Source organism: Delftia sp. RIT313 (assembly GCF_000632165.1).
In the GTDB taxonomy this organism is placed as follows: Bacteria; Pseudomonadota; Gammaproteobacteria; order Burkholderiales; family Burkholderiaceae_C; genus Comamonas; species Comamonas acidovorans.
Window position 1 is genome coordinate 136,805 of record NZ_JFYT01000090.1, and the last position, 21,608, is coordinate 158,412.

A 21,608-nucleotide genomic window follows, 5' to 3' on the forward strand; every position below is an offset into this window, starting at 1 on the left:
AGAAATGAAAAGGTCCCGCCTTGCCGCATGGCAGGCAGTTCCGGAAACGGTGGGAGGCGCGGAGCGATGGGGCAGCAATGGCGCAGGCCCTATGGCCGCGCATGCCGCGCGGCCGGCTCCGCAAAGGGCAGCATTTTAGGGCGGCGGCCCGAAGCGGGTGAAAAATGTCAGTGATTGCTCTTTATGAGATGCATGCAAACCATTCATGTCATGTGAGTGACATGCCTGCAGGCGATGGCCAGGCTCCCGGCTGGCGATCCATGGCTTCATCCCCCGCGGCCAGGTACAGGCATCAGGGGCCGGCGCACCCGCTGCCGCCATGGCGTGGACAATGGCGTCATGGTTTTGCAACTGCATCTGTTCCCCTCGGCAGCGAATCCGGCACATGGGCTGCCGAACGCCTTCTGCGCGGCGCTGCCTGCGACGGAGCTGGCCCATGGCTGATCTGTTCACCCAGGAGCCCTCCGCACCACTGGCCGAAGCCCTGCGGCCCAAGACCCTGGACGAGGTCGTGGGCCAGTCCCATCTGCTGGGCGAGGGCAAGCCGCTGCGCCTGGCCTTCCAGTCAGGCAAGCCGCATTCCATGATCTTCTGGGGGCCGCCCGGCGTGGGCAAGACCACGCTGGCACGGCTCACGGCCACGGCCTTCAAGTGCGAGTTCATTGCGCTGTCGGCGGTGTTCTCCGGGGTCAAGGACATCCGCGCGGCCATGGAGCAGGCGCAGCAGAACCTGGCCATGGGCCGGCACACCATCCTCTTCGTGGACGAGATCCACCGCTTCAACAAGTCCCAGCAGGATGCGCTGCTGCCCTATGCGGAAAGCGGGCTGGTCACCTTCATCGGTGCCACCACGGAGAACCCTTCCTTCGAGGTGAACTCGGCCCTGCTGTCGCGTGCGCAGGTCTATGTGCTGCAATCCCTGACCGACGATGAACTCCGGCAACTGCTGCTGCGGGCGCAGGAAAAGGCCCTGGGCGGGCTGGAGTTCGACGACCTGGCGCGGGACACCATCGTCGGCTATGCCGATGGCGATGCCCGGCGGTTCCTGAACCTGCTGGAGCAATGCCAGACGGCGGCCGGTGCTGCGGGCGTCACGCGGATCGATGCCGAGTTCGTGCAGAACGCGCTGACCTTGAATGCCAGGCGCTTCGACAAGGGCGGCGACAACTTCTACGACCAGATCTCTGCCCTGCACAAGTCCGTGCGCGGCTCCCATCCGGATGCTGCGCTCTACTGGCTCACGCGCATGCTCGATGGCGGCGCCGATGCGCGCTACCTGTCGCGGCGCATCGTGCGCATGGCCTGGGAGGATATCGGCCTGGCCGATCCGCGTGCCATGCAGATCGCCAACGACGCAGCCCTGACCTATGAGCGCCTGGGCAGCCCCGAGGGCGAGCTGGCGCTGGGCCAGGCCGTCATCTACCTGGCCATGGCCGCCAAGAGCAACGCCGGCTACAACGCCTACAACAAGGCCCGGGCCTTCGTGAAGCAGGACAGGAGCCGCGAGGTGCCCGTGCACCTGCGCAACGCTCCCACCAAGCTCATGAAGGAGCTGGGCTACGGCCATGAATACCGTTACGCGCACGATGAGCCCAACGCCTACGCGGCCGGCGAGACCTATCTGCCCGAAGGCATTGCGGAGCCGGGCTGGTACCAGCCCGTGCCCCGGGGCCTGGAGATCAAGATCGGCGAGAAGCTGGCCGTGCTGCGCAAGTGGGACGAAGAGGCTGGCGGCGCATAGCCGAAGCCGGTGAGGGCAGGCCGGTGCCGGGGCTAGGCGCCCGGGCCGGGCTCCACCGCCACGTCCCGCGCGTGCAGGGGGGCGTGGCACTCCGAGCAGACAACCAGGGGGTCGAACGTGTGGCCGCACACCGTATGCCGGTGCAGCAAGGGCCGGCCTTCCTCGCCGGACATGTGTACATCACCCCAGTGCACGATGGCCATGACCACCGGATGCAGGTCCAGTCCCTTGGGCGTGAGGCGGTACTCGTGCCGTACCGGCGCCTCCTGGTAGGCCACTTTCTTGAGCACGCCTGCCTCGACCAGCCTGGCCAGCCTGTCCGACAGCATGGGGCGTGAAATGCCCAGGCGTCCCAGGAATTCATCGAAGCGGCGCACTCCCAGAAAGCAGTCGCGCAGCACCAGCAGTGTCCAGCGGTCGCCGATGACCGAGACCGTGCGTGCGATGGAGCAGCGCTCCTCTTCCAGTTCGTTCCATTTCATTGGGCAGTTCCCCGCTTGACGGGTTCTGATTTTAAACCTACCGTGCATTGGGTTCAAAAAATGAACTGACCAATCATCCACGGAGATCCCATGACCGACAAGAAAGCCATTCTCGTGATCGGCGCTGGCGACGCCACGGGCGGCGCCATCGCCCGGCGTTTTGCGCGCGAAGGCTATATCGCCTGCGTCACGCGCCGCGACGCGGACAAGCTCCAGCCCCTGGTCGAGCAGATCCGCGCCGCCGGCGGGCAGGCACATGGTTTTGGCAGCGACGCGCGCAAGGAAGAGGAAATGGTGGCCCTGGTGCAGAAGATCGAGGCCGAGATCGCACCCATCGAGGTCGCCGTCTTCAACATCGGCGCCAACGTGCGCTTCGGCATCACCGAGACTACGGCGCGCGTCTACTTCAAGGTCTGGGAGATGGCCTGCTTCGCCGGCTTCCTGATGGGGCGGGAGGCGGCCAGGGTGATGCTGCCGCGCGGCCGGGGCACCATCATCTTCACGGGTGCCACCGCCAGCCTGCGCGGGCGCGAGGGCTTTGCGGCGTTTGCCGGTGCCAAGCACGGCCTGCGTGCGCTGGCCCAGAGCATGGCGCGCGAGCTCTGGCCCAAGGGCATCCATGTGGCCCATCCCGTAATCGACGGCGCCATCGACACGGAGTTCATCCGGACCAACTTTCCCGATCGCTATGCCCTCAAGCAGCAGGACGGCATCCTCAATCCCGACCACATCGCCGACCTCTACTGGCAACTGCACCAGCAGCCGCGCGACGCCTGGACGCATGAAACCGAAATCCGCCCCTGGATGGAGTCCTGGTAGGCCCTTCAGCCATTTGCGTCCCTTCAGCCGCTTCAGCCCCTTCGCTTCGATGTTCCATCCCATTTGATGCAGGCCGTGCCATGAAACCCCACGTGCAATTCCTCTTCGACTTCGGTAGCCCCAACGCCTATCTCTGCCACCAGGTCATCCCCGCAATCGAGGCGCGCAGCGGCATCCGCTTCGACTATGTGCCGGTCCTGCTGGGCGGCCTGTTCAAGCTGGCCAACAACCGCTCACCGGCCGAGGCGAATGCCGACATTCCCAACAAGCGCGCCTATGAGGCGCTGGAACTGCAGCGTTTCGTGCAAAGGCATGGGCTCACGCGCTTCCGGATGAATCCGCACTTTCCCGTCAACACCCTGCAAATCATGCGCGGGGCCGTGGCGGCGCAGGGCCTGGGCTGCTTCGAGCGCTATGTGGATGCGGTGTTCTCCAGCATGTGGGAGAAGGGCTGCAAGATGGACGATGCCCAGGTGATCGGCACCGAGCTGTCCGGGGCGGGCCTGGACGCCCCAGCCCTGATCGCCGCAAGCCAGACGCCCGAAGTCAAGGCCCGGCTGCTGGCAAATACCGAGCAGGCCTTCCACCGTGGCGCTTTCGGATCGCCCACCTTTTTTGTTGGCGACGAGATCTACTTCGGCAAGGACCGCCTGCGCGATGTGGAGGAAGAAGCGCTACGGGCCTGCAGCCAGCCTCAGGCCGATCGCCCGTCGTAGCGCGTGATGCGCAGCGCCTCGGGGTCCACGCCTTCCAGGCAGCGCACGTTGACGGCCGCCATGTGCCGGCCCTGGGGATCGATGGCCTCGCCGAACGGATGGATGCCGCAGGTCGGGCAGAAGCGGTGCTGGATCAGGTGCCGGTTGAAGGTGTAGGTCCGCATCTGTTCATCGGGCGTCTGCAGCTGCAGCTGTTCGCGGGGAACGAACCACATGAGCGCGCCCTTGCGTGCGCAGATGGAGCAGTTGCAGGCCATGGCCTGGGTGAGTTCGCCTTCCACATCGAAAGCGATGCCGCCGCAGTGGCAGCTGCCGTGGTATTTCATCGGGGTTCTCCGTGGCCACCTCTGGCTGGCGGCACTGCCGTTGATGGTAGGAGTTCATGCTGGCTACGGCAAATTGCTGCAGTGCTACATAAGAGCACGTGGCTTGTAAAGCCTCGGGAAACCCCCCTGCAACAAGGCGTTGCAGGCCACCGGGGGGTGCCTAGAATCGCCAATCCCCTGCGGTTTCCGGGCCACAAGCCAGGATGCGGCGGGAGAGCTTCCACCACCATGGCATTGCTGGCTCCGTTCGTTTGGATGCGAGGCACGCTGAATGTCTCCATCCTAGACTAAAGGGGAGAGCGCATATGGACATACTGCTTCAGCAGGTCATCAACGGATTGGTCCTGGGCAGCATGTACGCCCTGATCGCCCTGGGCTACACCATGGTGTACGGCATCATCCAGCTCATCAACTTCGCCCATGGCGAGGTGCTCATGGTCGGCGCGCTGACCAGCTGGAGCTGCATAGGCCTGATGCAGGAGGCCATGCCCGGTGCGCCGGGCTGGCTGATCCTGCTGCTGGCGACCGTGATCGCCTGCGTGGTGGCCGCGGCACTGAATTTCGTGATCGAGAAAGTGGCCTACCGCCGCCTGCGCAGCAGCCCGCGCCTGGCGCCGCTGATCACGGCCATCGGCGTCTCGCTGCTGCTGCAGACGCTGGCCATGATCATCTGGAAGCCCAACTACAAGGCCTATCCCACGCTGCTGCCGAGCACGCCCTTCGAGATCGGCACGGCGGTGATCACGCCCACCCAGATCCTGGTGCTGGTGGTCACGGCGATCGCGCTGGCATCGCTGACCTATCTGGTCAACTACACCAAGCTCGGACGCGCCATGCGGGCCACGGCCGAGAATCCGCGCGTGGCGGCCTTGATGGGTGTCAAGCCTGACGTGGTGATCTCGGCCACCTTCATCATCGGCGCCGTGCTGGCGGCCATCGCGGGCATCATGTACGCCTCCAACTACGGCACGGCCCACCACACCATGGGCTTTCTGCCGGGGCTCAAGGCCTTCACGGCGGCCGTGTTCGGCGGCATCGGCAACCTGGCCGGCGCCGTGGTCGGCGCCATGCTGCTGGGGCTGATCGAGTCCATAGGCTCGGGCTACATCGGCGACCTCACGGGCGGCGTATTGGGCAGCCACTACACCGACATCTTCGCCTTCATCGTGCTCATCATCATCCTGACGCTGCGCCCCTCGGGCCTGCTGGGTGAGCGTGTGGCCGACCGCGCCTGAGGAGATCCGCATGAACAGCAAGAAGACCGTGCAATGGATTCTGGGCGGCCTGGCGCTGATGGTGCTGCCGCTGGTGCTGCAGTACTTCGGCAATGCCTGGGTGCGCATCGCCGACCTGGCCCTGCTCTATGTGCTGCTGGCACTGGGCCTGAACGTGGTGGTGGGCTATGCAGGCCTGCTGGACCTGGGCTACGTGGCCTTCTACGCCGTGGGCGCCTACATGTTCGCGCTGATGGCCTCGCCGCATCTGGCGGAGACCTTCGAGGGCTTTGCCGCCATGTTCCCTGACGGGCTGCATACCTCCATCTGGCTGGTGATACCGCTGGCGGCGCTGCTGGCGGGCATCACGGGAATACTGCTGGGCATCCCGGTGCTCAAGCTGCGCGGGGACTACCTGGCCATCGTCACGCTGGGCTTCGGCGAGATCATCCGCATCTTCATGAACAACCTGGACCAGCCGGTCAACATCACCAACGGCCCCAAGGGCATAGGCCAGATCGACTCGGTGAAGATTCTGGGCCTGGACCTGGCCAAGCGCCAGGAGATCTTCGGCTACGACATCAGCTCGGTCACGCTGTACTACTACCTGTTCCTCTTCCTGGTGCTCGTCAGCATCGTGATCTGCTGGCGCCTGCAGGACTCGCGCATTGGCCGCGCCTGGATGGCCATCCGCGAGGACGAGATCGCCGCCAAGGCCATGGGCATCAACACGCGCAACATGAAGCTGCTGGCCTTCGGCATGGGCGCTTCCTTCGGTGGTGTCTCGGGCGCCATGTTCGCGGCCTTCCAGGGCTTCGTCTCGCCCGAGTCGTTCAGCCTCATGGAGTCCATCATGATCGTGGCCATGGTGGTGCTCGGCGGCCTGGGCCATTTGCCGGGCGTGATCCTGGGGGCGGTGCTGCTGTCGGCCCTGCCCGAGGTGCTGCGCTATGTGGCCGGTCCCTTGCAGCAGATGACCGATGGGCGGCTTGACGCCTCCATCCTGCGCCAGTTGCTGATCGCGCTGGCCATGATCGTCATCATGCTGATGCGTCCGCGGGGCCTGTGGCCGTCGCCCGAGCATGGCAAGAACCTGCCGCACCAGTCCTGAGCATGGAGACAACGCAGATGGCGAACACGGCAGACAACGGCTCCACCTCCCCGGTGCTCAGGGTTTCGGGCATTTCCAAGCGCTTTGGCGGACTGCAGGCCCTGTCCGATGTGGGCATGACCATTGGCCGTGGCCAGGTCTACGGCCTGATCGGTCCCAACGGCGCGGGCAAGACCACTTTCTTCAACGTGATCACGGGCCTGTACACGCCCGACAGCGGCAGCTTCGAGCTGGCCGGCAAGGCCTACGAACCCTCGGCCGTGCACAAGGTGGCCAAGGCCGGCATTGCGCGTACCTTCCAGAACATCCGGCTGTTTGCCGAGATGACGGCGCTGGAGAACGTGATGGTCGGGCGCCATGTGCGCACGCATTCGGGCCTGATCGGCGCGGTGTTCCGCACGCCCGGCTTCAAGGCCGAGGAAGCCGCGATCCGCGCGCGGGCCCGCGAACTGCTGGACTACGTGGGGATTTCCAAATACGCCGACTTCAAGGCCCGCACGCTGAGCTACGGCGATCAGCGCCGCCTGGAGATCGCGCGGGCGCTGGCCACCGACCCGCAACTGATCGCGCTGGACGAGCCCGCCGCCGGCATGAACGCCACCGAGAAGGTGCAGCTGCGCGAGCTGATTGACCGCATCCGCCGGGACCAGCGCACCATCTTGCTGATCGAACACGACGTGAAGCTGGTCATGGGCCTGTGCGATCGCGTCACCGTGCTGGACTATGGCAAGCCCATCGCCGAAGGCACGCCGGCCGAGGTGCAGAAGAACGACAAGGTGATCGAAGCCTATCTGGGCACCGGAGGACACTGAACCATGGGTGAGCAAGTGCAAGACAAGGGCGTGTCCGCGCCGGTGCTGTTGAAGGTCCAGGGACTGAAGGTGGCCTATGGCGGCATACAGGCCGTCAAGGGCGTGGACTTCGAGGTCCGCCAGGGCGAGCTGGTCTCGCTGATCGGCTCCAACGGTGCGGGCAAGACCACGACCATGAAGGCCGTCACGCGCAGCCTGCAGATGGCGGATGGCGACGTGCACTACCTGGGCCGCAGCATCCGCAACGTGGGCGCCTGGGATCTGGTGGCCCAGGGCCTGGTCATGGTGCCGGAGGGGCGCGGCGTGTTCGCGCGCATGACCATCACCGAGAACCTGCTCATGGGCGCCTACACGCGCAACGACAAGGCCGGCATTGCCGCCGACATCGAGCGCATGTTCGGCATCTTCCCGCGCCTGAAGGAGCGCCGCGACCAGCTGGCCGGCACCATGTCGGGTGGCGAGCAGCAGATGCTGGCCATGGCGCGCGCGCTGATGAGCCAGCCCAAGGTGCTGCTGCTGGACGAGCCCTCCATGGGCCTGTCGCCCATCATGGTGGACAAGATCTTCGAGGTGGTGCGCGATGTGCATGCGCTGGGCGTGACGCTGGTGCTGGTCGAGCAGAACGCCAGCCGTGCGCTGGCGCTGGCCGATCGCGGCTATGTGATGGAGTCCGGCCTGATCACCATGACCGGGCCAGGCCAGACCCTGCTCAGCGATCCGCGCGTGCGGGCCGCCTACCTGGGCGAGTGAACTCCGGGGCAGCCGCCTGCGCAGAGGTTGCTGGAATGTCCCGTGCCATCGACGGGATATGGCAAAAATATGACGATTTGATGAAGATTCATCGAATGCCCATCGATGCGGGATGTTGCGTATCTGTGCGATGAAGCAGGTTTTTCAAGAAAATTCGCGCAAAAAAGCAATTTTTGGAAAGCAATCGAAAAACCGGCTTCTGGCGCTGCGGGCGCGATAATTCAGGCCTTCCAGCACCCGGGCGCACCTCACATGAACTGGCTCCAACACATCCCCGTCGGGCTGCAGACCGTGGTCCTGCTGGCCATGAGCAATGTCTTCATGACGTTTGCCTGGTATGGGCACCTGAAGAACCACGCCTCGTCGCCCTGGTACGTGGCAGCCCTTGTCAGCTGGGGCATTGCGCTGTTCGAGTACCTGCTGCAGGTGCCCGCCAACCGCATAGGCCACACGCAGTTCAGTGTGGCGCAGCTCAAGATCATCCAGGAGGTGATCACGCTGTCGGTGTTCGCGCCTTTTGCCGTGCTCTACCTGAACCAGCCCCTCAAATGGGACTTCCTCTGGGCCGGCCTGTGCATGGTGGGCGCGGTGTATTTTATTTTTCGCAGCGGCTGACAAGGCGGCGCGCCGGCGCGCAAAAACGCGCTTGGGACTCAAGAGTACACTTCGCCCCGTTCAAGCCGGGAAGCCATGCCAAGCATCCGCAATGTGACGCAGTGAGTCGCCTGGTTCCCACTTTTCCCGGTAAGGAGCATTCATGCTTTTTGGCAAACTATTGCCACGCGAAGGCAATTTCTTCGAGATGTTCAACCAGCATGCCGACCGCATCGTCGATGCCGCGCATGCCTTCTCGCAGCTTGTCGCCAACTACAACGATCCTCATCTTCGCGAGAAGTACAACGAGGACGTGAACAACGCCGAGCGTGCCGCCGACCGCGTGACGCATGACGTCACCAAGGCGCTGCACAAGACCTTCATCACGCCGCTGGACCGCGAGCAGATCCACTCGCTGATCAACACCATGGACGACGTGGCCGACCTGATCCAGGACTCGGCCGAGACCATGGCGCTGTACGACGTGCGCCACATGACGGATGAGATCACGCGCCTGACCGACCTGTGCGTGCGCTGCTGCGAGCGGCTGCGCGATGCGGTCAAGCTGCTGTCGCGCATCTCCGATCCATCGGTGGTGGACGCGGCGATGAAGACCTGCGAGGAAATCGACCGCCTCGAATCGGACGCCGACCGCGTGATGCGCTCGGCCATGAGCAAGCTGTTCCGCGAAGAGCCCGATGTGCGCGAAGTCATCAAGCTCAAGGCCATCTACGAGCTGCTGGAGACGGTGACCGACCGCTGCGAGGACGTGGCCAACCTGATCGAGGGCATCGTCCTCGAGAATTCCTGAGCCCTCGCGGAGTCGTTTCGTTATGGAATCCGTACAAGCGGCCCTGTGGGTCGTGATCCTGCTGGTGGTGCTGGCCTTGCTGTTCGACTTCATGAACGGCTTCCACGATGCTGCCAACTCGATCGCCACCGTGGTCTCCACGGGCGTGCTCAAGCCCACGCAGGCCGTGGCCTTCGCGGCCTTCTTCAACGTGGTGGCGGTCTTTGTCTTCCACCTCAGCGTGGCGGCCACCGTGGGCAAGGGGATCGTCCAGCCCGGCATCGTGGACACGCACGTGGTCTTCGGCGCCCTGGTCGGCGCCATTGCCTGGAACGTGATCACCTGGCACTACGGCATCCCCAGCAGCTCCTCGCATGCGCTGATCGGCGGCATCGTGGGCGCCGTGATCGCCAAGGCTGGCGCGGGCGCACTGATCGCCAGCGGCATCTGGAAGACCGTGGCCTTCATCTTCGTCTCGCCGCTGCTGGGCTACCTGCTGGGCTCGCTGATGATGGTGCTAGTGGCCTGGATCTGCCGCCGCGCCGCTCCCAACCGGGTGGACCGCTGGTTCCGCCGGCTGCAGCTGGTCTCCGCCGGCGCCTACAGCCTGGGCCATGGCGGCAATGATGCGCAAAAGACCATCGGCATCATCTGGCTGCTGCTGATCGCCACCGGCTATGCCAATGCCGGCGACGCGGAGCCGCCGCTGTGGACCATCGTCAGCTGCTACCTGGCCATCGGCCTGGGCACCATGTTCGGCGGATGGCGCATCGTCAAGACCATGGGCCAGAAGATCACCAAGCTCAAGCCCGTGGGAGGCTTTTGCGCCGAAAGCGGTGGCGCGCTGACGCTGTTCTTCGCGACCTTCCTGGGCGTGCCGGTCTCGACCACGCACACCATCACGGGCGCCATCGTCGGCGTGGGCTCCACCCAGCGTGCCAGCGCCGTGCGCTGGGGCGTGGCAGGCAACATCGTCTGGGCCTGGGTGCTGACGATTCCTGCTAGCGCCTTCGTGGCTTCCATTGCCTACTGGATCAGTCTCCAGCTGTACTGAGCCAAGGCAAGTGCCTCCAAAAAGAAAGACCGCCATTGGCGGTCTTTCTTTTTGGGCGGAGGCACGCGCTGGCGCACCACAGCGAAAACTTCACTGCGAAATCTTGCGCGCTTCCTCCACCTGGTGCTCGAAGTAATGCTGGAAGCTGTAGGCAATGCTGGCCATGAGCACGGCGGCGCCCAGCATCAGGGACAGCGCAATGGCAAAGATGGTGGGCCAGCCCGTGCGCCCGGCCTGCGCCTGCACGTCAATGCCGGGGTTGTGGCGCCGGTTCCAGGCTTCGGTGTCGGTCAGCCCGTAGAGGATGGCGCGCAGCGCGCAGCCGGCGATGGTGAAGCCCAGCAGTGGAATCAGCAGCCAGCTGAGCTGGTCGTCCTGTCCCAGTTGCTGGACGCGTTCGATGCCGTACACGCCCAGCGCCGTGGGCACGGGCAGCAGCCAGCCCAGCCAGTCGCGGAAGCCATGCAGATAGAAGCGGTGCAGCCCCAGCGGCCCGCCGACAAAGGCCAGCCAGGTCGCCAGGGTCTTGCTTTTGGAGCGCGCAGCCCCCTGCTGTGCTTGAGCGGGCTGAGGCAATGGCGTGCTGGGTCGGTTCATGCGCCCATTATTCGGGCGAACTGCGGTTGCCGTCTCCCAGGGTCTTCTCCATGAGAACGATGTCCAGCCAGCGGCCGAACTTCCATCCCATGGAGCTCAGCGTGCCCGCCGGGGTGAAGCCCGCGGCGCGGTGCACGCCGATGGAGCCGGCATTGGCCGAGTCGCCGATCACCGCCAGCAGCTTGCGCACGCCGGCCGCCTCGCATTCGCGCGACAGCGCATCGAGCAGCAGTCGGCCCACGCCCTGGCCGCGCGCCGCGTCATGCACGTAGATGGAATCCTCGGCGGAGAAGCGATAGGCCGGGCGCGGCTTGAACCAGTTGGCGTAGGCAAAGCCCAGCACCTGGCCCTGTTCGTCCACGGCGACCAGATAGGGCAGGCCCTTGGCCAGCACGTCCGCGCGGCGCGTGGCCATGTCCGATTCGACAGGGGGATCGGTCTCGAATGTGCCCGTGCCGTGCAGCACGTGGTGGCGGTAAATGGAGGTGATGGCGGCGAGATCGCCGTCCAGGCTTGAGCGAATGGTAGGCATGGAAAGGGAAGTTGGATATAATCGCTGGTTTTACGGCGTGTCGCTGGCCGGGTGGCCATGTCGCGTGTCTCAAACGCCGCAAAACATGTGCAGCCATTCATTGTCTAGTTAATTGTGTGGTGGCTGCGCCCACCCGAAGGAAAATCATGGTCGTCATTCGACTCTCTCGCGGCGGTTCCAAGGCCCGTCCGTTCTACAACATCGTTGCCGCCGACAAGCGCGTGCGCCGCGATGGTTCGTTCATCGAACGCCTGGGCTTCTACAACCCCAACGCCCGTGGCGGCGAAGAGGGTCTGCGCGTTGCTCTGGACCGCGTGAACTACTGGAAGGGCGTTGGCGCGCAGGCTTCCGAGACCGCAGAGCGCCTGATCAAGCAGGCCACCCAGAAGACTGCTGCCTAATTCAGCATCCCTTCTGAAATCGGGTTCCGTTGGCTTGTCTGACGGAGCCCGTTTTTGTTTTCCCTTCCGGATCGCCTTGCACGGATCTGCAACGATCTGCATCGACTGTCCATCTACTGCCTACCGACTGCCATGAGCCACATGCCTGAACTCGAAGCCAGCGTCCTGCCCGCCGATGCCGTGGAGGTCGGGCGCATCGCCGATGCCTGGGGCATCAAGGGCTGGTTCAAGGTGGCCGCCTTCAGTGCCGACCCCGAGGCCCTGTTCACCGCAAAGCAGTGGTATCTGCAGCCCCCCGAGAAGGGTGCGCGGCAGTTCACCGGAACCGTGCTGCTGCCGGTCAAGCAGGCGCGCGTCCACTCCGATTCCGTCGTCGCCACATCGCCTGTCGTGAACGACCGCAATACCGCCGAGGCCCTGCGTGGCGCGCGCATCTTCGTGGCGCGCAGCGATTTCCCGCAGCCCGAAGATGGCGAGTATTACTGGGTCGATCTGCTGGGCCTGTCCGTGGTCAACCGCGAGGGTGTGGCCCTGGGCGTCGTCCGCGACCTGCTGTCCACCGGCCCGCAGACCGTGCTGGTGCTGGCCTATGAAGAGGATGGCAAGGAGCGCGAGCGCATGATTCCCTTTGTCGATGCCTATGTGGACAAGGTGGATCTGCAGGGCAAGACCATCGTTGCCGACTGGCAGCCCGACTATTGATCGCCGACCTCCATGCGCTTCGACATCATCACGCTGTTCCCTGAGCTGTTCACGCCGTTTCTTGAAAGCGGCGTCACGCGCCGTGCTTATGCCTCGGGCCAGGTCGGCGTGCACCTGTGGAATCCGCGCGACCATGCCCAGGGCAACTACCGGCGCGTGGACGATCGCCCCTTTGGCGGCGGTCCGGGCATGGTGATGATGGCCGAGCCGCTGCGGCGCTGCCTTGAGACGGCGCAGCAGGCGCGCCGCGAGGCCGGCGAGCCCGAGCCGGCTCCCGTGGTGCTGTTCTCGCCGATCGGCACCACACTGCGCCATGCCGTGGTGGCCGACTGGGCGCAGGGGCAGGGCGCAATCTTGCTGTGCGGCCGCTACGAGGGCCTGGACCAGCGCTTCATCGATACCCATGTCACGCACCAGTTGAGCCTGGGCGACTTCGTGCTGTCTGGCGGCGAGATCGCTGCCATGGCCCTGCTGGATGCCGTCGCACGGCTGCAGCCCGGCGTGCTCAATGACGAAGGCAGTTTCCAGCAGGACAGCTTCAATCCGGCGCTCGACGGCCTGCTCGATTGCCCGCACTACACCCGTCCCGAAGTCTGGGAAGGGCGGGAAGTGCCGGCGCCACTGTTGTCCGGCCACCACGCGCAGATCGAGCGCTGGCGGCGCGACCAGCGCCTGTCCATCACGGCCAGGCACCGGCCCGAGCTGATAGAGCAGGCGCGCGCCCAGGGCCTGCTCAACGCCAAGGACGAGGGGTTTTTGGCAAAAAACGTCTCCGGGCTATAATCCGCGATTCTTCGATCCTCTATCCGGCCGCTGCTACGAACAAAGCAGCCATGGCGCCAATCCCGGCGCTTGCCAATCCTGGCGCGGACAAGATCGATTGGATGTTGACCATGAATCTGATCCAGATCCTCGAGCAAGAGGAAATCGCCCGTCTGAACAAGACCATCCCCCAGTTCGCCCCCGGTGACACCGTCATCGTGAGCGTGAACGTGGTCGAAGGCAGCCGCAAGCGCGTGCAGGCTTACGAAGGCGTGGTGATCGCCAAGCGCAACCGTGGCCTGAACAGCGGCTTCACCGTGCGCAAGATCTCCAGCGGTGAAGGCGTGGAGCGTACGTTCCAGACCTACTCGCCCCTGATCGCCGGCATCGAAGTCAAGCGTCGCGGTGATGTGCGTCGTGCCAAGCTGTACTACCTGCGCGAGCGCAGCGGCAAGTCGGCCCGCATCAAGGAAAAGCTGCCGTCGCGTGTCAAGGTTTCTGCCGAAGCCTAAGCACCTGCGTCACAGCTGGAAAGCCGCTACAGTCGCCTGTAGCGGCTTTTTTGTTGTCCGGCCGTTTCCCATCACAAGCCTTCATTCGTGTCCTCTCTGCCCGATACCGCCATTCCCGTGCCGACCGGCGGGCCAGTGCCCGCAGCCGTGCCGTCGATCGCCGACCCGCGCATGGCGCAACTGATTGGCAAGGACAGCCACCTGCCTGCCGTGCCCCCCGAGGCCCGCACGCCCGAGGCCCTGCGCCAGCGCTTTGCGCTGCCGCCCCAGTGGGCTCCCGAGGTGGTGCGCGAGAAACGCTTCAGCGATCGCCAGCCCACCGATGCCGCCGTGCTCGTGCCCATCGTGCTGCGCCCCGAACCCACGGTGCTGCTGACCGAGCGCACGGCCCACCTGTCCACGCATTCGGGGCAGGTGGCATTTCCGGGTGGCAAGCGCGATCCGGAGGATGCCTCTGCCCAGGCCACGGCCCTGCGCGAGGCGCATGAGGAAGTCGGACTGGCCGCCAGCGATGTGCAAGTGCTGGGCACGCTGCCCATCTACATCACGGGCACGGCCTTCCTGATCACGCCGGTGGTGGCCCTGGTCGATCCCCGGGCGCACCTCAATCCCAATCCCTACGAAGTGGCGGATGTGTTCGAGGTGCCGCTGGCCTTCCTGCTCGATCCTGCCAACCATGAGCGCCACTCCATGGTCTGGAACGGCGTGCCGCGTGAATGGTTTGCAATGCCCTACCAGGATGGTGATCGCCAGCGCTACATCTGGGGCGCCACGGCCGGCATGCTGCGAAATCTTTACCGATTCCTGTCGGCCTGATGCCCGGATCGCGGGCCGTGCCACCCCGGGGTCACTGACCTGTCTGCATGCGCCAGTATGATGGCCGGATGAGTTTCTTTGCCATTCTGATCGCCTTGCTGATCGAGCAGGCGCGCCCGTTGACGCCGGCCAATCTCGTGCACACAGGCTACAGAGCCTGGACGGTTTCGGTGCGCCGCAACTTCGATGCCGGCCAGGCACACCATGGCTGGCTGGCCTGGACCGTGGCGGTGGCATTGCCCTGCGTGTTGGTGACGGGCATCTATCTGCTGCTGCTGTGGGGCGTGGGCTGGCCGCTGGCCATGGTCTGGAATGTGGCCGTGCTCTATGTGACGCTGGGCTTTCGCCAGTTCAGCCACCACTTCACACGCATCCGCGATGCGCTGGATGCAGGCGATGAGTATGCCGCGCGCGAGGCGCTGGCTCACTGGCAGCAGGTCGATGCCAGCGAGGTGCCGCGCAGCGAGGTCGTGCGCCATGTGATCGAGTACTCGGTGCTGGCCGCGCATCGCCATGTGTTTGGCGTTCTGTTCTGGTTCTCTGCGCTGGCAGCGCTGGGGCTGGGCCCGCTCGGCGCCGTGTTCTACCGCATGACCGAGCACCTTTCGCGCTCCTGGTCGCGCAAAGGCCTGGTGGGCGGCACCCAGGTCAGTCCCCAGTTGCAGCACACCTCCCGGCTGGCCTGGACCGTGATCGACTGGTTGCCTGCACGGTTGACGGCGCTGTCCTTTGCCGTGGTCGGCAGCTTCGAGGAAGCCATCGAAGGCTGGCGCTTCCATGCCCAGCGCTTTCCCAACGACAACGATGGCGTGATCCTGGCCGCCACCTCGGGTGCCATCAACGTGCGCCTGGGCGGCGAGGCGCTCAAGCGCCGCGAAGGCATCTCGGTGACCCGCGACGACGGCGAGGAGATCGATCTCGATGTGGACAGCGAAGCCACGCCGGGCCGCGAGCCCGAGATCGGCCATCTGCGCAGCGTGGTCGGCCTGGTCTGGCGTTCGGTCGTGGTCTGGCTGCTGCTGCTGGCCCTGCTGTCGCTGGCGCGTTTGCTGGGCTGATCGCTGCGCCGCAGAAGGCGAGCCCTGCCTGTCTTGCCAGGCAGCAGCCCGCCCTTCCTGATGCAGCCGGGTCGTTGTTTTGAGGAGGTCAGTACTTCTGCGCCTGGCTCAATTCATCGAACAGCTCGGCGTAGATGTAGTAGCGGTTGGCGCTGATGTCGTGGTCGGCATCCATTCCGGTTTCCTCGTCTTCCACGCGCGGCATGACGGCGCATCCCGGCTCGTGCAGGTGGGTGCAGTTGTAGAACTTGCATTCCTGCGCATGGGCGCCGATGTCGGGCATGCAGCGGGGCAGGTCCGTGGGCTCTATGTGGCGCAGGCCGAATTCCTGGAAGCCCGGTGAGTCGATCAGCGCCGTGGTGCGCTCTTCGTCCATCCAGTACCAGCTGGTCGTGGTGGTCGTGTGCTTGCCGGAGTTCAGCGCCTGCGAGATCTCGTTGGTGGCCGCGCGTGCGCCGGGCACCAGCAGGTTGATCAAGGTGCTTTTGCCCGAGCCGGAGGGTCCCAGGACCAAGGTGGCCTTGCCCTTGAGGTGTTGCATCAGCAACTGCCGGTCGGCCTCGCCTTCGTTGGCCAGCGACAGCGACAGCACCTCGTAGTGCGGCGTTTCCTGGCCCAGGTACATCTCGCGATAGGGCTTCAGGCGCTCCCAGGCATCGGCGAAGGGCTCGGCCAGGTCACGCTTGTTCAGGGCGATCAGGGGCTTGATGTGGGTGGCTTCGGCGGTGATGAGGGCACGGGCCAGCTGGCTTTCGGAGAACACCGGCTCGGCCGCGATCAGGATCAGCACCTGGTCGATGTTGGCCGCAAAGGACTTGGTGCGTATTTCGTCCTGGCGGTAGAACAGGTTGCGCCGTTCCAGCACCTTCTCTATGGTGCCTTCCTCGCCCTGGCCGGCGGGTGGCAATTGCCAGCGCACGCGGTCGCCGACCACGGTCTGGCTCTTCTTGCCGCGCGGATGGCAGATGTGGCGTGCGCCTTCTTCGGTCTCGACCACGCAGTGGCGGCCATGGCTGGAGACGACCAGGCCTTCTCGCAATGCGGAGCGCTCAGCCATGGGATGCCGGGGTGGGATTCATGGACGCTCCAGCAGCGCATCGATGCGCCGGGCGCACTCGATGTCGGTGGACGAGATGCCGTTCACGTCATGCGTGTTCAGGCGCACACCGCAACAGCCGTAGCTCACGGTGAGGTCGGGGTGGTGGTCCTGCTGGTGGGCGATCAGGGCCAGCGCGTTCACGAAGGCCATGGTCTCGTAGTAATTGGCAAAGGCGTAGCTCTTGGCGATGGCATCGCCATCGAGCTGCCAGCCCGGCAGGGCCGCCAGTGCGGTGCGCAATTCGTCCGGCGTCAGCGCGCGGCGCTGCTGAGTGGACCAGTCCTGTTGTTGCAAGCGTTGTGTGCTCATGGTGGATGTGAAAGGGTCAGGTCGGAGAAGGCATGCGCGCCAGCCGGGCGAGGGCGGGCGGATGCGAGTAGTAAAAGCCCACGTACCAGGGATCGGGCGTGAGCGTTGAAGCATTGTCCTCGTACAGCTTGAGCAGTGCCGAGGCCAGATGGGCGCCGCTGGCCTGTTGCATGGCATAGGCATCGGCTTCGAACTCGTCGCGGCGCGACAGGGCCGAGAACAGCGGGGTGACAAAGAAACTGAACACCGGCACGGCCAGCAGGAACAGCAGCAGTGCCACGGCCTCGTTGCCGGCGCCTATCCCGCCATGGCCCAGCGCAAGGTCCAGACCCGGGCGCACGCCCAGGCCCAGGTAGAACCACAGCTGCTGCGACAGCCAGCCCAGCAGTGCGAAGCCGGCCAGGCTGGCGGCGAACATCAGCAGCATGCGCTTGAGGATGTGGCGGTGCTTGAAGTGGCCCAGCTCGTGCGCGAGCACGGCCTCCACCTCGTCGGCGTCGAGCTGCTTGAGCAAGGTGTCGAAGAAAACCACGCGCTTGGAATGGCCGAAGCCCGTGAAATAGGCATTGGCATGGGCCGAGCGGCGGCTGCCATCCATCACGAACAGGCCTTTGGCCGTGAAGCCGCAGCGCTGCATCAGCGCGCTCACGCGCTCCTTGAGCGTGCCTTCGGCCAGCGGTTCGAACTTGTTGAACAGCGGTGCGATGAAGGTCGGAAAGATCCACATCAGCAGCAAGTTGAACGCCGTCCACACGGCCCAGGCCCACAGCCACCACAGGTCGCCGGCCGAGCCCATGAGCCACAGGATCAGGGCCGCCAGGGGAAGGCCGATGGCCGCGCCCATGGCGGTGGACTTGATGGCATCGGTCAGCCACAGCCGCAGCGTCATCTGGTTGAATCCAAAGCGCTGCTCCAGCACAAAGGTCTGGTAGAGCGACAGCGGCAGCTCCACCAGCCCGGAGATCAGGGCAAAGCCGGCCAGCAGTGCCAGTTGCTGCCACAGGCCGGCGCCCATCAGTTCCAGCAGCCACTGGTTGAGCGCATCGAGCCCGCCCAGCAGCGTCCATGCGAGCAGCACCACGGCGCCCAGCGTCATCTCGATCAGTGCGATGCGGGCCTTGGCCAGCGTGTAGTCGGCGGCCTTTTGATGGGCCGCGAGGCTGATGCGTTGCGCAAAGGCCTCAGGCACCTCGGCCCGATGGCGGGCCACATGGCGGACCTGGCGCGAGGCCAGCCAGGCGCGCAGCAGCCACTGGGCCAGCACGGCTGCGGCAAACAGCAGGGACAGCGTCGAGGAAAAATCGGGGTTGAAGGCCATGTGGCCGCAGTGTAGGCGACAATTTGGGCCATGTCCGAAGCCTCCGAAGCCGCCAGCGCTTGCATTCCCGTCCCCGCCGAACCCGGCACGTCCATCACCCTGGCCAAATCCGATCTCAACCTCGTCTGGCTCGACTGCGAGATGACCGGGCTGCAGCCCGATACCGATCGCATCATCGAGATCGCCGTGGTCGTCACCAGCCCGGACTTGGCCATTCGCATCGAAGGGCCGGTATTTGCCATCCATCAGGCAGATGCGCTGCTCGATGGCATGGATGCCTGGAACAAGGGCACGCATGGCAGGAGCGGCCTGATCGATCGCGTCAAGGCATCGACCACCAGCGAGGCCGATGCGGAGGCTGCGCTGATCAAGTTCCTCTCGCAGTACGTTCCCAAGGCCAAGGCCCCGCTGTGCGGCAACAGCATCGGGCAGGACAGGCGCTTCATGGAGCGCTACATGCCCAAGCTCAACAACTTCTTCCACTACCGCAATGTCGATGTCAGCACCCTCAAGGAACTGGCCAGGCGCTGGAAGCCCGACGCCTACGCCTCCTTCAAGAAGGCCCAGCGCCACACGGCACTGGCCGATGTGCACGAGTCCATCGATGAGCTGGCGCACTATCGCGCGCGCCTGCTGAACGTCTGAATCTGGCGGCCCCGGCCATTTTTTATGACAGGGGCTTGCGGGAAAACCCGGGGAGTGCGACAATCTACAGCTTGCCCCCATCAACAAGGGGCAATTTGCACATCTCCATCACACAAGGGCCCCTGCGCTGTGTGTCTGTGGTCGGTGTCCATAGACCACCATGAAGGATTTCATGGATGGCGGGACCACCGGTTTCGGACCAGCCGAAAATGCCCATCCGCCCTTTTGCGAAGGGCCGGTTAAGTCTGACGGTGGATGTTGACCCAACCGTCGAGAAAAGCGTGCCAGATCGCTGACTGCGCGTGCTTTTCGTTAGAGCCATTCATGAACGATATCTCTCAAGAGCAGGGCATCATTGCCGCTGCCGATTCCTCTTTTGCTTCCGCCGCTGAAGCATCTTCCGTGCTGAACGCCGCCGTTGCCAGCGCCGAGCAGGCCGCCGAATCCCTGGCCGCCGCCGAAGTCGTGGAAATCACCGAAGGCGCCGAGGCTGTTGAAGCAGCCCCCGAACTGCCCAATGCCTTCATCGAGCTGGGCCTGGCTGAAGAACTGGTCCGTGCCGTTGCCGATCTGGGCTACACCCAGCCCACGGCCGTGCAGGCGCAAGCCATTCCCCTGGCCATGGGCAGCGATGACCAGGCCTTCATCGACCTGATGGTGTCCAGCCAGACCGGCTCGGGCAAGACCGCTGCCTTCCTGCTGCCCGTGCTGCACACGCTGATCCAGCAAAAGGCTGACGAAGAAGCCGCCATCCGCGCCGAATATGACCGCCAGTGCGCCGAAGCAACGGCCAGCGGCCAGCCCACGCCCAAGCGCAACAAGCGCAAGGACCCCACGAATCCCCGCAACTTCAAGGCAGCCGTTCCCGGCGCCCTGATCCTGTGCCCCACGCGCGAGCTGGCACAGCAGGTGGCGCATGACGCCATCGAGCTGGTCAAGCACTGCCGCGGCATCCGCATCGCCAACGTGGTGGGCGGCATGCCCTACCAGCTGCAGATCGCCAAGCTGCAGAACGCCAACCTCGTGGTGGCCACTCCCGGCCGTCTGCTGGACCTGCAGCGCTCGATGCAGATCAAGCTCGACCAGGTTCAGTTCCTGGTGGTGGACGAAGCCGACCGCATGCTGGACCTGGGCTTCTCGGATGACCTGGCCGAAGTCAACGACCTGACGGCACAGCGCAAGCAGACCATGATGTTCAGCGCCACCTTCGCGCCCCGCATCCAGCAACTGGCCATGCGCGTGATGCATGACGGCGGCTCCGGCGTGAAGAAGGTCACCATCGACACGCCTCAGGAAAAGCACGCCAGCATCAAGCAAGTGCTGTTCTGGGCCGACAACTCCCAGCACAAGCGCAAGCTGCTGGACCACTGGCTGCGCGACACCACGATCAACCAGGCCATCGTTTTCGCATCGACCCAGGTCGAGTGCGACGGTCTGGCCAATGACCTGCAGCAAGACGGCTTCTCCGCCGTGGCACTGCACGGCGCTCTGAGCCAGGGCCTGCGCAACCGCCGCCTGATGGCGCTGCGCAGCGGTCAGGTGCAGGTGCTGGTGGCTACCGATGTGGCGGCACGCGGCATTGACGTGCCCACCATCACCCACGTCTTCAACTACGGCCTGCCCATGAAGGCAGAGGACTACACCCACCGTATCGGCCGCACGGGCCGTGCCGGTCGCGAAGGTGTGGCCGTCACGTTCGCGGAATTCCGTGACCGTCGTCGCATTTTCGATATCGAGGCCTACAGCCGCCAGCAATTCAAGGCCGAAGTGATTCCTGGCCTGGAACCTGCACAGCGCGCACCCAGCAGCAACGAAGGCCGTGGCGGCCGTCGTGGCGGCGGTGGTTTTGAAAGCCGTGGCGGCGATCGTCGCGGTGCCGGCGGCGGTGGCCGTGGCGGTTTCGGTGGTGATCGTGGCTTTGGCGGCGATCGCGAGCGCAGCTTCGGTGATCGCGGTGGCGATCGTGGCTTCGGCGCACGCCGTGATTCCGAAGGCTATGGCCGCAAGGCTGGCTTCGGTGGCTTTGGTGGTGGCCAGCGCGAAGGCGGCTTCGGCCAGGGCCAAGGTCAGCGTGAAGGCGGCTATAGCCAGGCTCCGCGTGAAGGCGGCTACAGCCAGGCCCCGCGCGAAGGCGGCTTTGGCCGTGGCGGTGAAGGCCGTGGCTTCAGCGGCGACCGTGGCGCTCCGCGTGGCGGCGATCGCCGTGATGGCGCTCCCCGCGAAGGCGGCTTCCGTGGTGCATCCGGTGAGTCGCGCGGCTTTGGCGGTGGCGAATCCCGTGGCGGCTTCGGCGGCGGCGAGCGCCGTCCTGCCTTCGGCAAGAGCGCTCCCAAGCCTTACTCGCCCCAGGGCGGTGATCGCAAGCGCGTCGTGCGCTGATCGATCTCGGCATTGCATGCAGACCGGCCCTTCGGGGCCGGTTTTTTTTCGGCCATCTGCGTCCTCGCG

Annotated in this window: 25 protein-coding genes; 18 read left to right on the forward strand and 7 right to left on the reverse strand. The window is 65.0% G+C overall.

Annotated features, from left to right (window positions below; all coding sequences use genetic code 11):
- Positions 1-436 precede the first annotated feature (436 nt).
- The gene (locus BW39_RS26135) at positions 437-1,741 is read left to right on the forward strand and encodes a replication-associated recombination protein A (protein ID WP_012207157.1); all 1,305 of its coding nucleotides are present in this window, start codon (positions 437-439) and stop codon (positions 1,739-1,741) included.
- A 32-nt stretch (positions 1,742-1,773) separates the two neighbouring features.
- On the opposite strand, the gene BW39_RS26140 is transcribed toward BW39_RS26135, so the two are convergent.
- Positions 1,774-2,223, reverse strand: a complete 450-nt coding sequence (locus tag BW39_RS26140) for a winged helix-turn-helix transcriptional regulator (protein ID WP_043825062.1) — start codon at positions 2,221-2,223, stop codon at positions 1,774-1,776.
- A gap of 90 nt (positions 2,224-2,313) precedes the next feature.
- Here BW39_RS26140 and BW39_RS26145 point away from each other — a divergent pair, with 90 nt between their 5' ends.
- Both BW39_RS26145 and BW39_RS26150 read left to right on the forward strand, forming a co-directional pair.
- Positions 2,314-3,042: an SDR family oxidoreductase gene (locus BW39_RS26145; protein WP_012207155.1), complete on the forward strand. Its 729-nt coding sequence runs from the start codon at positions 2,314-2,316 to the stop codon at positions 3,040-3,042.
- Between the two features lie 80 nt (positions 3,043-3,122).
- Entirely contained in the window at positions 3,123-3,758 is a 636-nt protein-coding gene (locus tag BW39_RS26150; protein WP_043825063.1) for a 2-hydroxychromene-2-carboxylate isomerase, read from the forward strand.
- On the opposite strand, the gene BW39_RS26155 is transcribed toward BW39_RS26150, so the two are convergent.
- Positions 3,737-4,084 (reverse strand): GFA family protein, encoded by a 348-nt coding sequence (locus tag BW39_RS26155; protein WP_013800923.1) that lies wholly within the window; start codon positions 4,082-4,084, stop codon positions 3,737-3,739. The genes BW39_RS26150 and BW39_RS26155 overlap by 22 nt on opposite strands.
- A 305-nt stretch (positions 4,085-4,389) precedes the next feature.
- Here BW39_RS26155 and BW39_RS26160 point away from each other — a divergent pair, with 305 nt between their 5' ends.
- From BW39_RS26160 to BW39_RS26190, 7 genes are all read left to right on the forward strand, one after another.
- On the forward strand, positions 4,390-5,319 hold the full coding sequence (locus BW39_RS26160) for a branched-chain amino acid ABC transporter permease (RefSeq protein WP_012207152.1): 930 nt from the start codon (positions 4,390-4,392) through the stop codon (positions 5,317-5,319).
- A gap of 10 nt (positions 5,320-5,329) precedes the next feature.
- Entirely contained in the window at positions 5,330-6,409 is a 1,080-nt protein-coding gene (locus BW39_RS26165) for an ABC transporter permease subunit (RefSeq protein ID WP_013800924.1), read from the forward strand.
- A gap of 17 nt (positions 6,410-6,426) precedes the next feature.
- Entirely contained in the window at positions 6,427-7,221 is a 795-nt protein-coding gene (locus BW39_RS26170; protein WP_012207150.1) for an ABC transporter ATP-binding protein, read from the forward strand.
- Between the two features lie 3 nt (positions 7,222-7,224).
- The gene (locus BW39_RS26175) at positions 7,225-7,971 is read left to right on the forward strand and encodes an ABC transporter ATP-binding protein (RefSeq protein ID WP_012207149.1); all 747 of its coding nucleotides are present in this window, start codon (positions 7,225-7,227) and stop codon (positions 7,969-7,971) included.
- A 252-nt stretch (positions 7,972-8,223) separates the two neighbouring features.
- Positions 8,224-8,586 (forward strand): DMT family protein, encoded by a 363-nt coding sequence (locus BW39_RS26180; protein ID WP_012207148.1) that lies wholly within the window; start codon positions 8,224-8,226, stop codon positions 8,584-8,586.
- Between the two features lie 142 nt (positions 8,587-8,728).
- The gene (locus tag BW39_RS26185; protein ID WP_013800926.1) at positions 8,729-9,376 is read left to right on the forward strand and encodes a DUF47 domain-containing protein; all 648 of its coding nucleotides are present in this window, start codon (positions 8,729-8,731) and stop codon (positions 9,374-9,376) included.
- Positions 9,377-9,398: 22 nt separating this feature from the next.
- Positions 9,399-10,409 carry an inorganic phosphate transporter gene (locus tag BW39_RS26190; protein WP_012207146.1) on the forward strand — a complete coding sequence of 337 codons (1,011 nt, stop codon included), beginning with the start codon at positions 9,399-9,401 and terminating at the stop codon, positions 10,407-10,409.
- A 90-nt stretch (positions 10,410-10,499) separates the two neighbouring features.
- Here BW39_RS26190 and BW39_RS26195 read toward each other — a convergent pair whose 3' ends face one another.
- Positions 10,500-11,006 (reverse strand): TM2 domain-containing protein, encoded by a 507-nt coding sequence (locus BW39_RS26195; RefSeq protein WP_043825065.1) that lies wholly within the window; start codon positions 11,004-11,006, stop codon positions 10,500-10,502.
- A 7-nt stretch (positions 11,007-11,013) separates the two neighbouring features.
- Entirely contained in the window at positions 11,014-11,538 is a 525-nt protein-coding gene (locus BW39_RS26200; RefSeq protein ID WP_043825066.1) for a GNAT family N-acetyltransferase, read from the reverse strand.
- A gap of 146 nt (positions 11,539-11,684) precedes the next feature.
- On the opposite strand from BW39_RS26200, the gene rpsP reads away from it, so the two are divergent.
- The 6 genes from rpsP to BW39_RS26230 all read left to right on the forward strand — a co-directional run bounded on the left by rpsP (position 11,685) and on the right by BW39_RS26230 (position 15,789).
- On the forward strand, positions 11,685-11,939 hold the full coding sequence (gene rpsP, locus BW39_RS26205; RefSeq protein WP_012207143.1) for a 30S ribosomal protein S16: 255 nt from the start codon (positions 11,685-11,687) through the stop codon (positions 11,937-11,939).
- Positions 11,940-12,071: 132 nt separating this feature from the next.
- Positions 12,072-12,641 carry a ribosome maturation factor RimM gene (gene rimM / locus BW39_RS26210; protein WP_043825068.1) on the forward strand — a complete coding sequence of 190 codons (570 nt, stop codon included), beginning with the start codon at positions 12,072-12,074 and terminating at the stop codon, positions 12,639-12,641.
- Positions 12,642-12,653: 12 nt separating this feature from the next.
- Complete coding sequence (gene trmD / locus BW39_RS26215; protein ID WP_043825070.1) at positions 12,654-13,424, forward strand: tRNA (guanosine(37)-N1)-methyltransferase TrmD; 771 nt, start codon at positions 12,654-12,656, stop codon at positions 13,422-13,424.
- 110 nt (positions 13,425-13,534) lie between these two features.
- Positions 13,535-13,915: a 50S ribosomal protein L19 gene (gene rplS / locus BW39_RS26220; RefSeq protein WP_013800930.1), complete on the forward strand. Its 381-nt coding sequence runs from the start codon at positions 13,535-13,537 to the stop codon at positions 13,913-13,915.
- 87 nt (positions 13,916-14,002) lie between these two features.
- Positions 14,003-14,731, forward strand: coding sequence for a CoA pyrophosphatase (locus BW39_RS26225; RefSeq protein WP_043825071.1), 729 nt, complete (start codon positions 14,003-14,005; stop codon positions 14,729-14,731).
- Between the two features lie 68 nt (positions 14,732-14,799).
- Positions 14,800-15,789, forward strand: coding sequence for a CobD/CbiB family protein (locus BW39_RS26230; protein ID WP_034398910.1), 990 nt, complete (start codon positions 14,800-14,802; stop codon positions 15,787-15,789).
- An 88-nt stretch (positions 15,790-15,877) separates the two neighbouring features.
- Here BW39_RS26230 and rsgA read toward each other — a convergent pair whose 3' ends face one another.
- The 3 genes from rsgA to BW39_RS26245 are packed head-to-tail and all read right to left on the reverse strand — an operon-like array spanning position 15,878 to position 18,515.
- Positions 15,878-16,846: a ribosome small subunit-dependent GTPase A gene (gene rsgA, locus BW39_RS26235; protein ID WP_013800931.1), complete on the reverse strand. Its 969-nt coding sequence runs from the start codon at positions 16,844-16,846 to the stop codon at positions 15,878-15,880.
- Between the two features lie 18 nt (positions 16,847-16,864).
- Entirely contained in the window at positions 16,865-17,197 is a 333-nt protein-coding gene (locus BW39_RS26240) for a 4a-hydroxytetrahydrobiopterin dehydratase (RefSeq protein WP_043825072.1), read from the reverse strand.
- Positions 17,198-17,213: 16 nt separating this feature from the next.
- A complete protein-coding gene (locus tag BW39_RS26245) occupies positions 17,214-18,515 on the reverse strand; it encodes a M48 family metallopeptidase (RefSeq protein WP_043782752.1) in 1,302 nt (433 codons plus the stop codon).
- A gap of 30 nt (positions 18,516-18,545) precedes the next feature.
- Here BW39_RS26245 and orn point away from each other — a divergent pair, with 30 nt between their 5' ends.
- Together orn and BW39_RS26255 are read left to right on the forward strand one after the other, a co-directional pair.
- On the forward strand, positions 18,546-19,160 hold the full coding sequence (gene orn, locus BW39_RS26250) for an oligoribonuclease (RefSeq protein ID WP_043825074.1): 615 nt from the start codon (positions 18,546-18,548) through the stop codon (positions 19,158-19,160).
- Positions 19,161-19,484: 324 nt separating this feature from the next.
- Positions 19,485-21,539, forward strand: coding sequence for a DEAD/DEAH box helicase (locus BW39_RS26255; RefSeq protein ID WP_043825076.1), 2,055 nt, complete (start codon positions 19,485-19,487; stop codon positions 21,537-21,539).
- The last annotated feature ends 69 nt before the right edge of the window (positions 21,540-21,608 follow it).

Bases quoted from the DNA above. Each gene is read 5' to 3' on its own strand.
- BW39_RS26160 (WP_012207152.1), top strand. From the start codon at position 4,390: ATGGACATACTGCTTCAGCAGGTCATCAACGGATTGGTCCTGGGCAGC.
- BW39_RS26135 (WP_012207157.1), top strand. From the start codon at position 437: ATGGCTGATCTGTTCACCCAGGAGCCCTCCGCACCACTGGCCGAAGCC.
- rplS (WP_013800930.1), top strand. From the start codon at position 13,535: ATGAATCTGATCCAGATCCTCGAGCAAGAGGAAATCGCCCGTCTGAAC.
- BW39_RS26175 (WP_012207149.1), top strand. From the start codon at position 7,225: ATGGGTGAGCAAGTGCAAGACAAGGGCGTGTCCGCGCCGGTGCTGTTG.
- rsgA (WP_013800931.1), bottom strand. From the start codon at position 16,846: ATGGCTGAGCGCTCCGCATTGCGAGAAGGCCTGGTCGTCTCCAGCCAT.
- BW39_RS26245 (WP_043782752.1), bottom strand. From the start codon at position 18,515: ATGGCCTTCAACCCCGATTTTTCCTCGACGCTGTCCCTGCTGTTTGCC.
- BW39_RS26200 (WP_043825066.1), bottom strand. From the start codon at position 11,538: ATGCCTACCATTCGCTCAAGCCTGGACGGCGATCTCGCCGCCATCACC.
- trmD (WP_043825070.1), top strand. From the start codon at position 12,654: ATGCGCTTCGACATCATCACGCTGTTCCCTGAGCTGTTCACGCCGTTT.
- BW39_RS26185 (WP_013800926.1), top strand. From the start codon at position 8,729: ATGCTTTTTGGCAAACTATTGCCACGCGAAGGCAATTTCTTCGAGATG.
- orn (WP_043825074.1), top strand. From the start codon at position 18,546: ATGTCCGAAGCCTCCGAAGCCGCCAGCGCTTGCATTCCCGTCCCCGCC.
- BW39_RS26145 (WP_012207155.1), top strand. From the start codon at position 2,314: ATGACCGACAAGAAAGCCATTCTCGTGATCGGCGCTGGCGACGCCACG.
- rpsP (WP_012207143.1), top strand. From the start codon at position 11,685: ATGGTCGTCATTCGACTCTCTCGCGGCGGTTCCAAGGCCCGTCCGTTC.
- BW39_RS26195 (WP_043825065.1), bottom strand. From the start codon at position 11,006: ATGAACCGACCCAGCACGCCATTGCCTCAGCCCGCTCAAGCACAGCAG.
- BW39_RS26170 (WP_012207150.1), top strand. From the start codon at position 6,427: ATGGCGAACACGGCAGACAACGGCTCCACCTCCCCGGTGCTCAGGGTT.
- BW39_RS26140 (WP_043825062.1), bottom strand. From the start codon at position 2,223: ATGAAATGGAACGAACTGGAAGAGGAGCGCTGCTCCATCGCACGCACG.
- BW39_RS26150 (WP_043825063.1), top strand. From the start codon at position 3,123: ATGAAACCCCACGTGCAATTCCTCTTCGACTTCGGTAGCCCCAACGCC.
- BW39_RS26155 (WP_013800923.1), bottom strand. From the start codon at position 4,084: ATGAAATACCACGGCAGCTGCCACTGCGGCGGCATCGCTTTCGATGTG.
- BW39_RS26240 (WP_043825072.1), bottom strand. From the start codon at position 17,197: ATGAGCACACAACGCTTGCAACAACAGGACTGGTCCACTCAGCAGCGC.
- rimM (WP_043825068.1), top strand. From the start codon at position 12,072: ATGAGCCACATGCCTGAACTCGAAGCCAGCGTCCTGCCCGCCGATGCC.
- BW39_RS26255 (WP_043825076.1), top strand. From the start codon at position 19,485: ATGAACGATATCTCTCAAGAGCAGGGCATCATTGCCGCTGCCGATTCC.
- BW39_RS26190 (WP_012207146.1), top strand. From the start codon at position 9,399: ATGGAATCCGTACAAGCGGCCCTGTGGGTCGTGATCCTGCTGGTGGTG.
- BW39_RS26180 (WP_012207148.1), top strand. From the start codon at position 8,224: ATGAACTGGCTCCAACACATCCCCGTCGGGCTGCAGACCGTGGTCCTG.
- BW39_RS26230 (WP_034398910.1), top strand. From the start codon at position 14,800: ATGAGTTTCTTTGCCATTCTGATCGCCTTGCTGATCGAGCAGGCGCGC.
- BW39_RS26165 (WP_013800924.1), top strand. From the start codon at position 5,330: ATGAACAGCAAGAAGACCGTGCAATGGATTCTGGGCGGCCTGGCGCTG.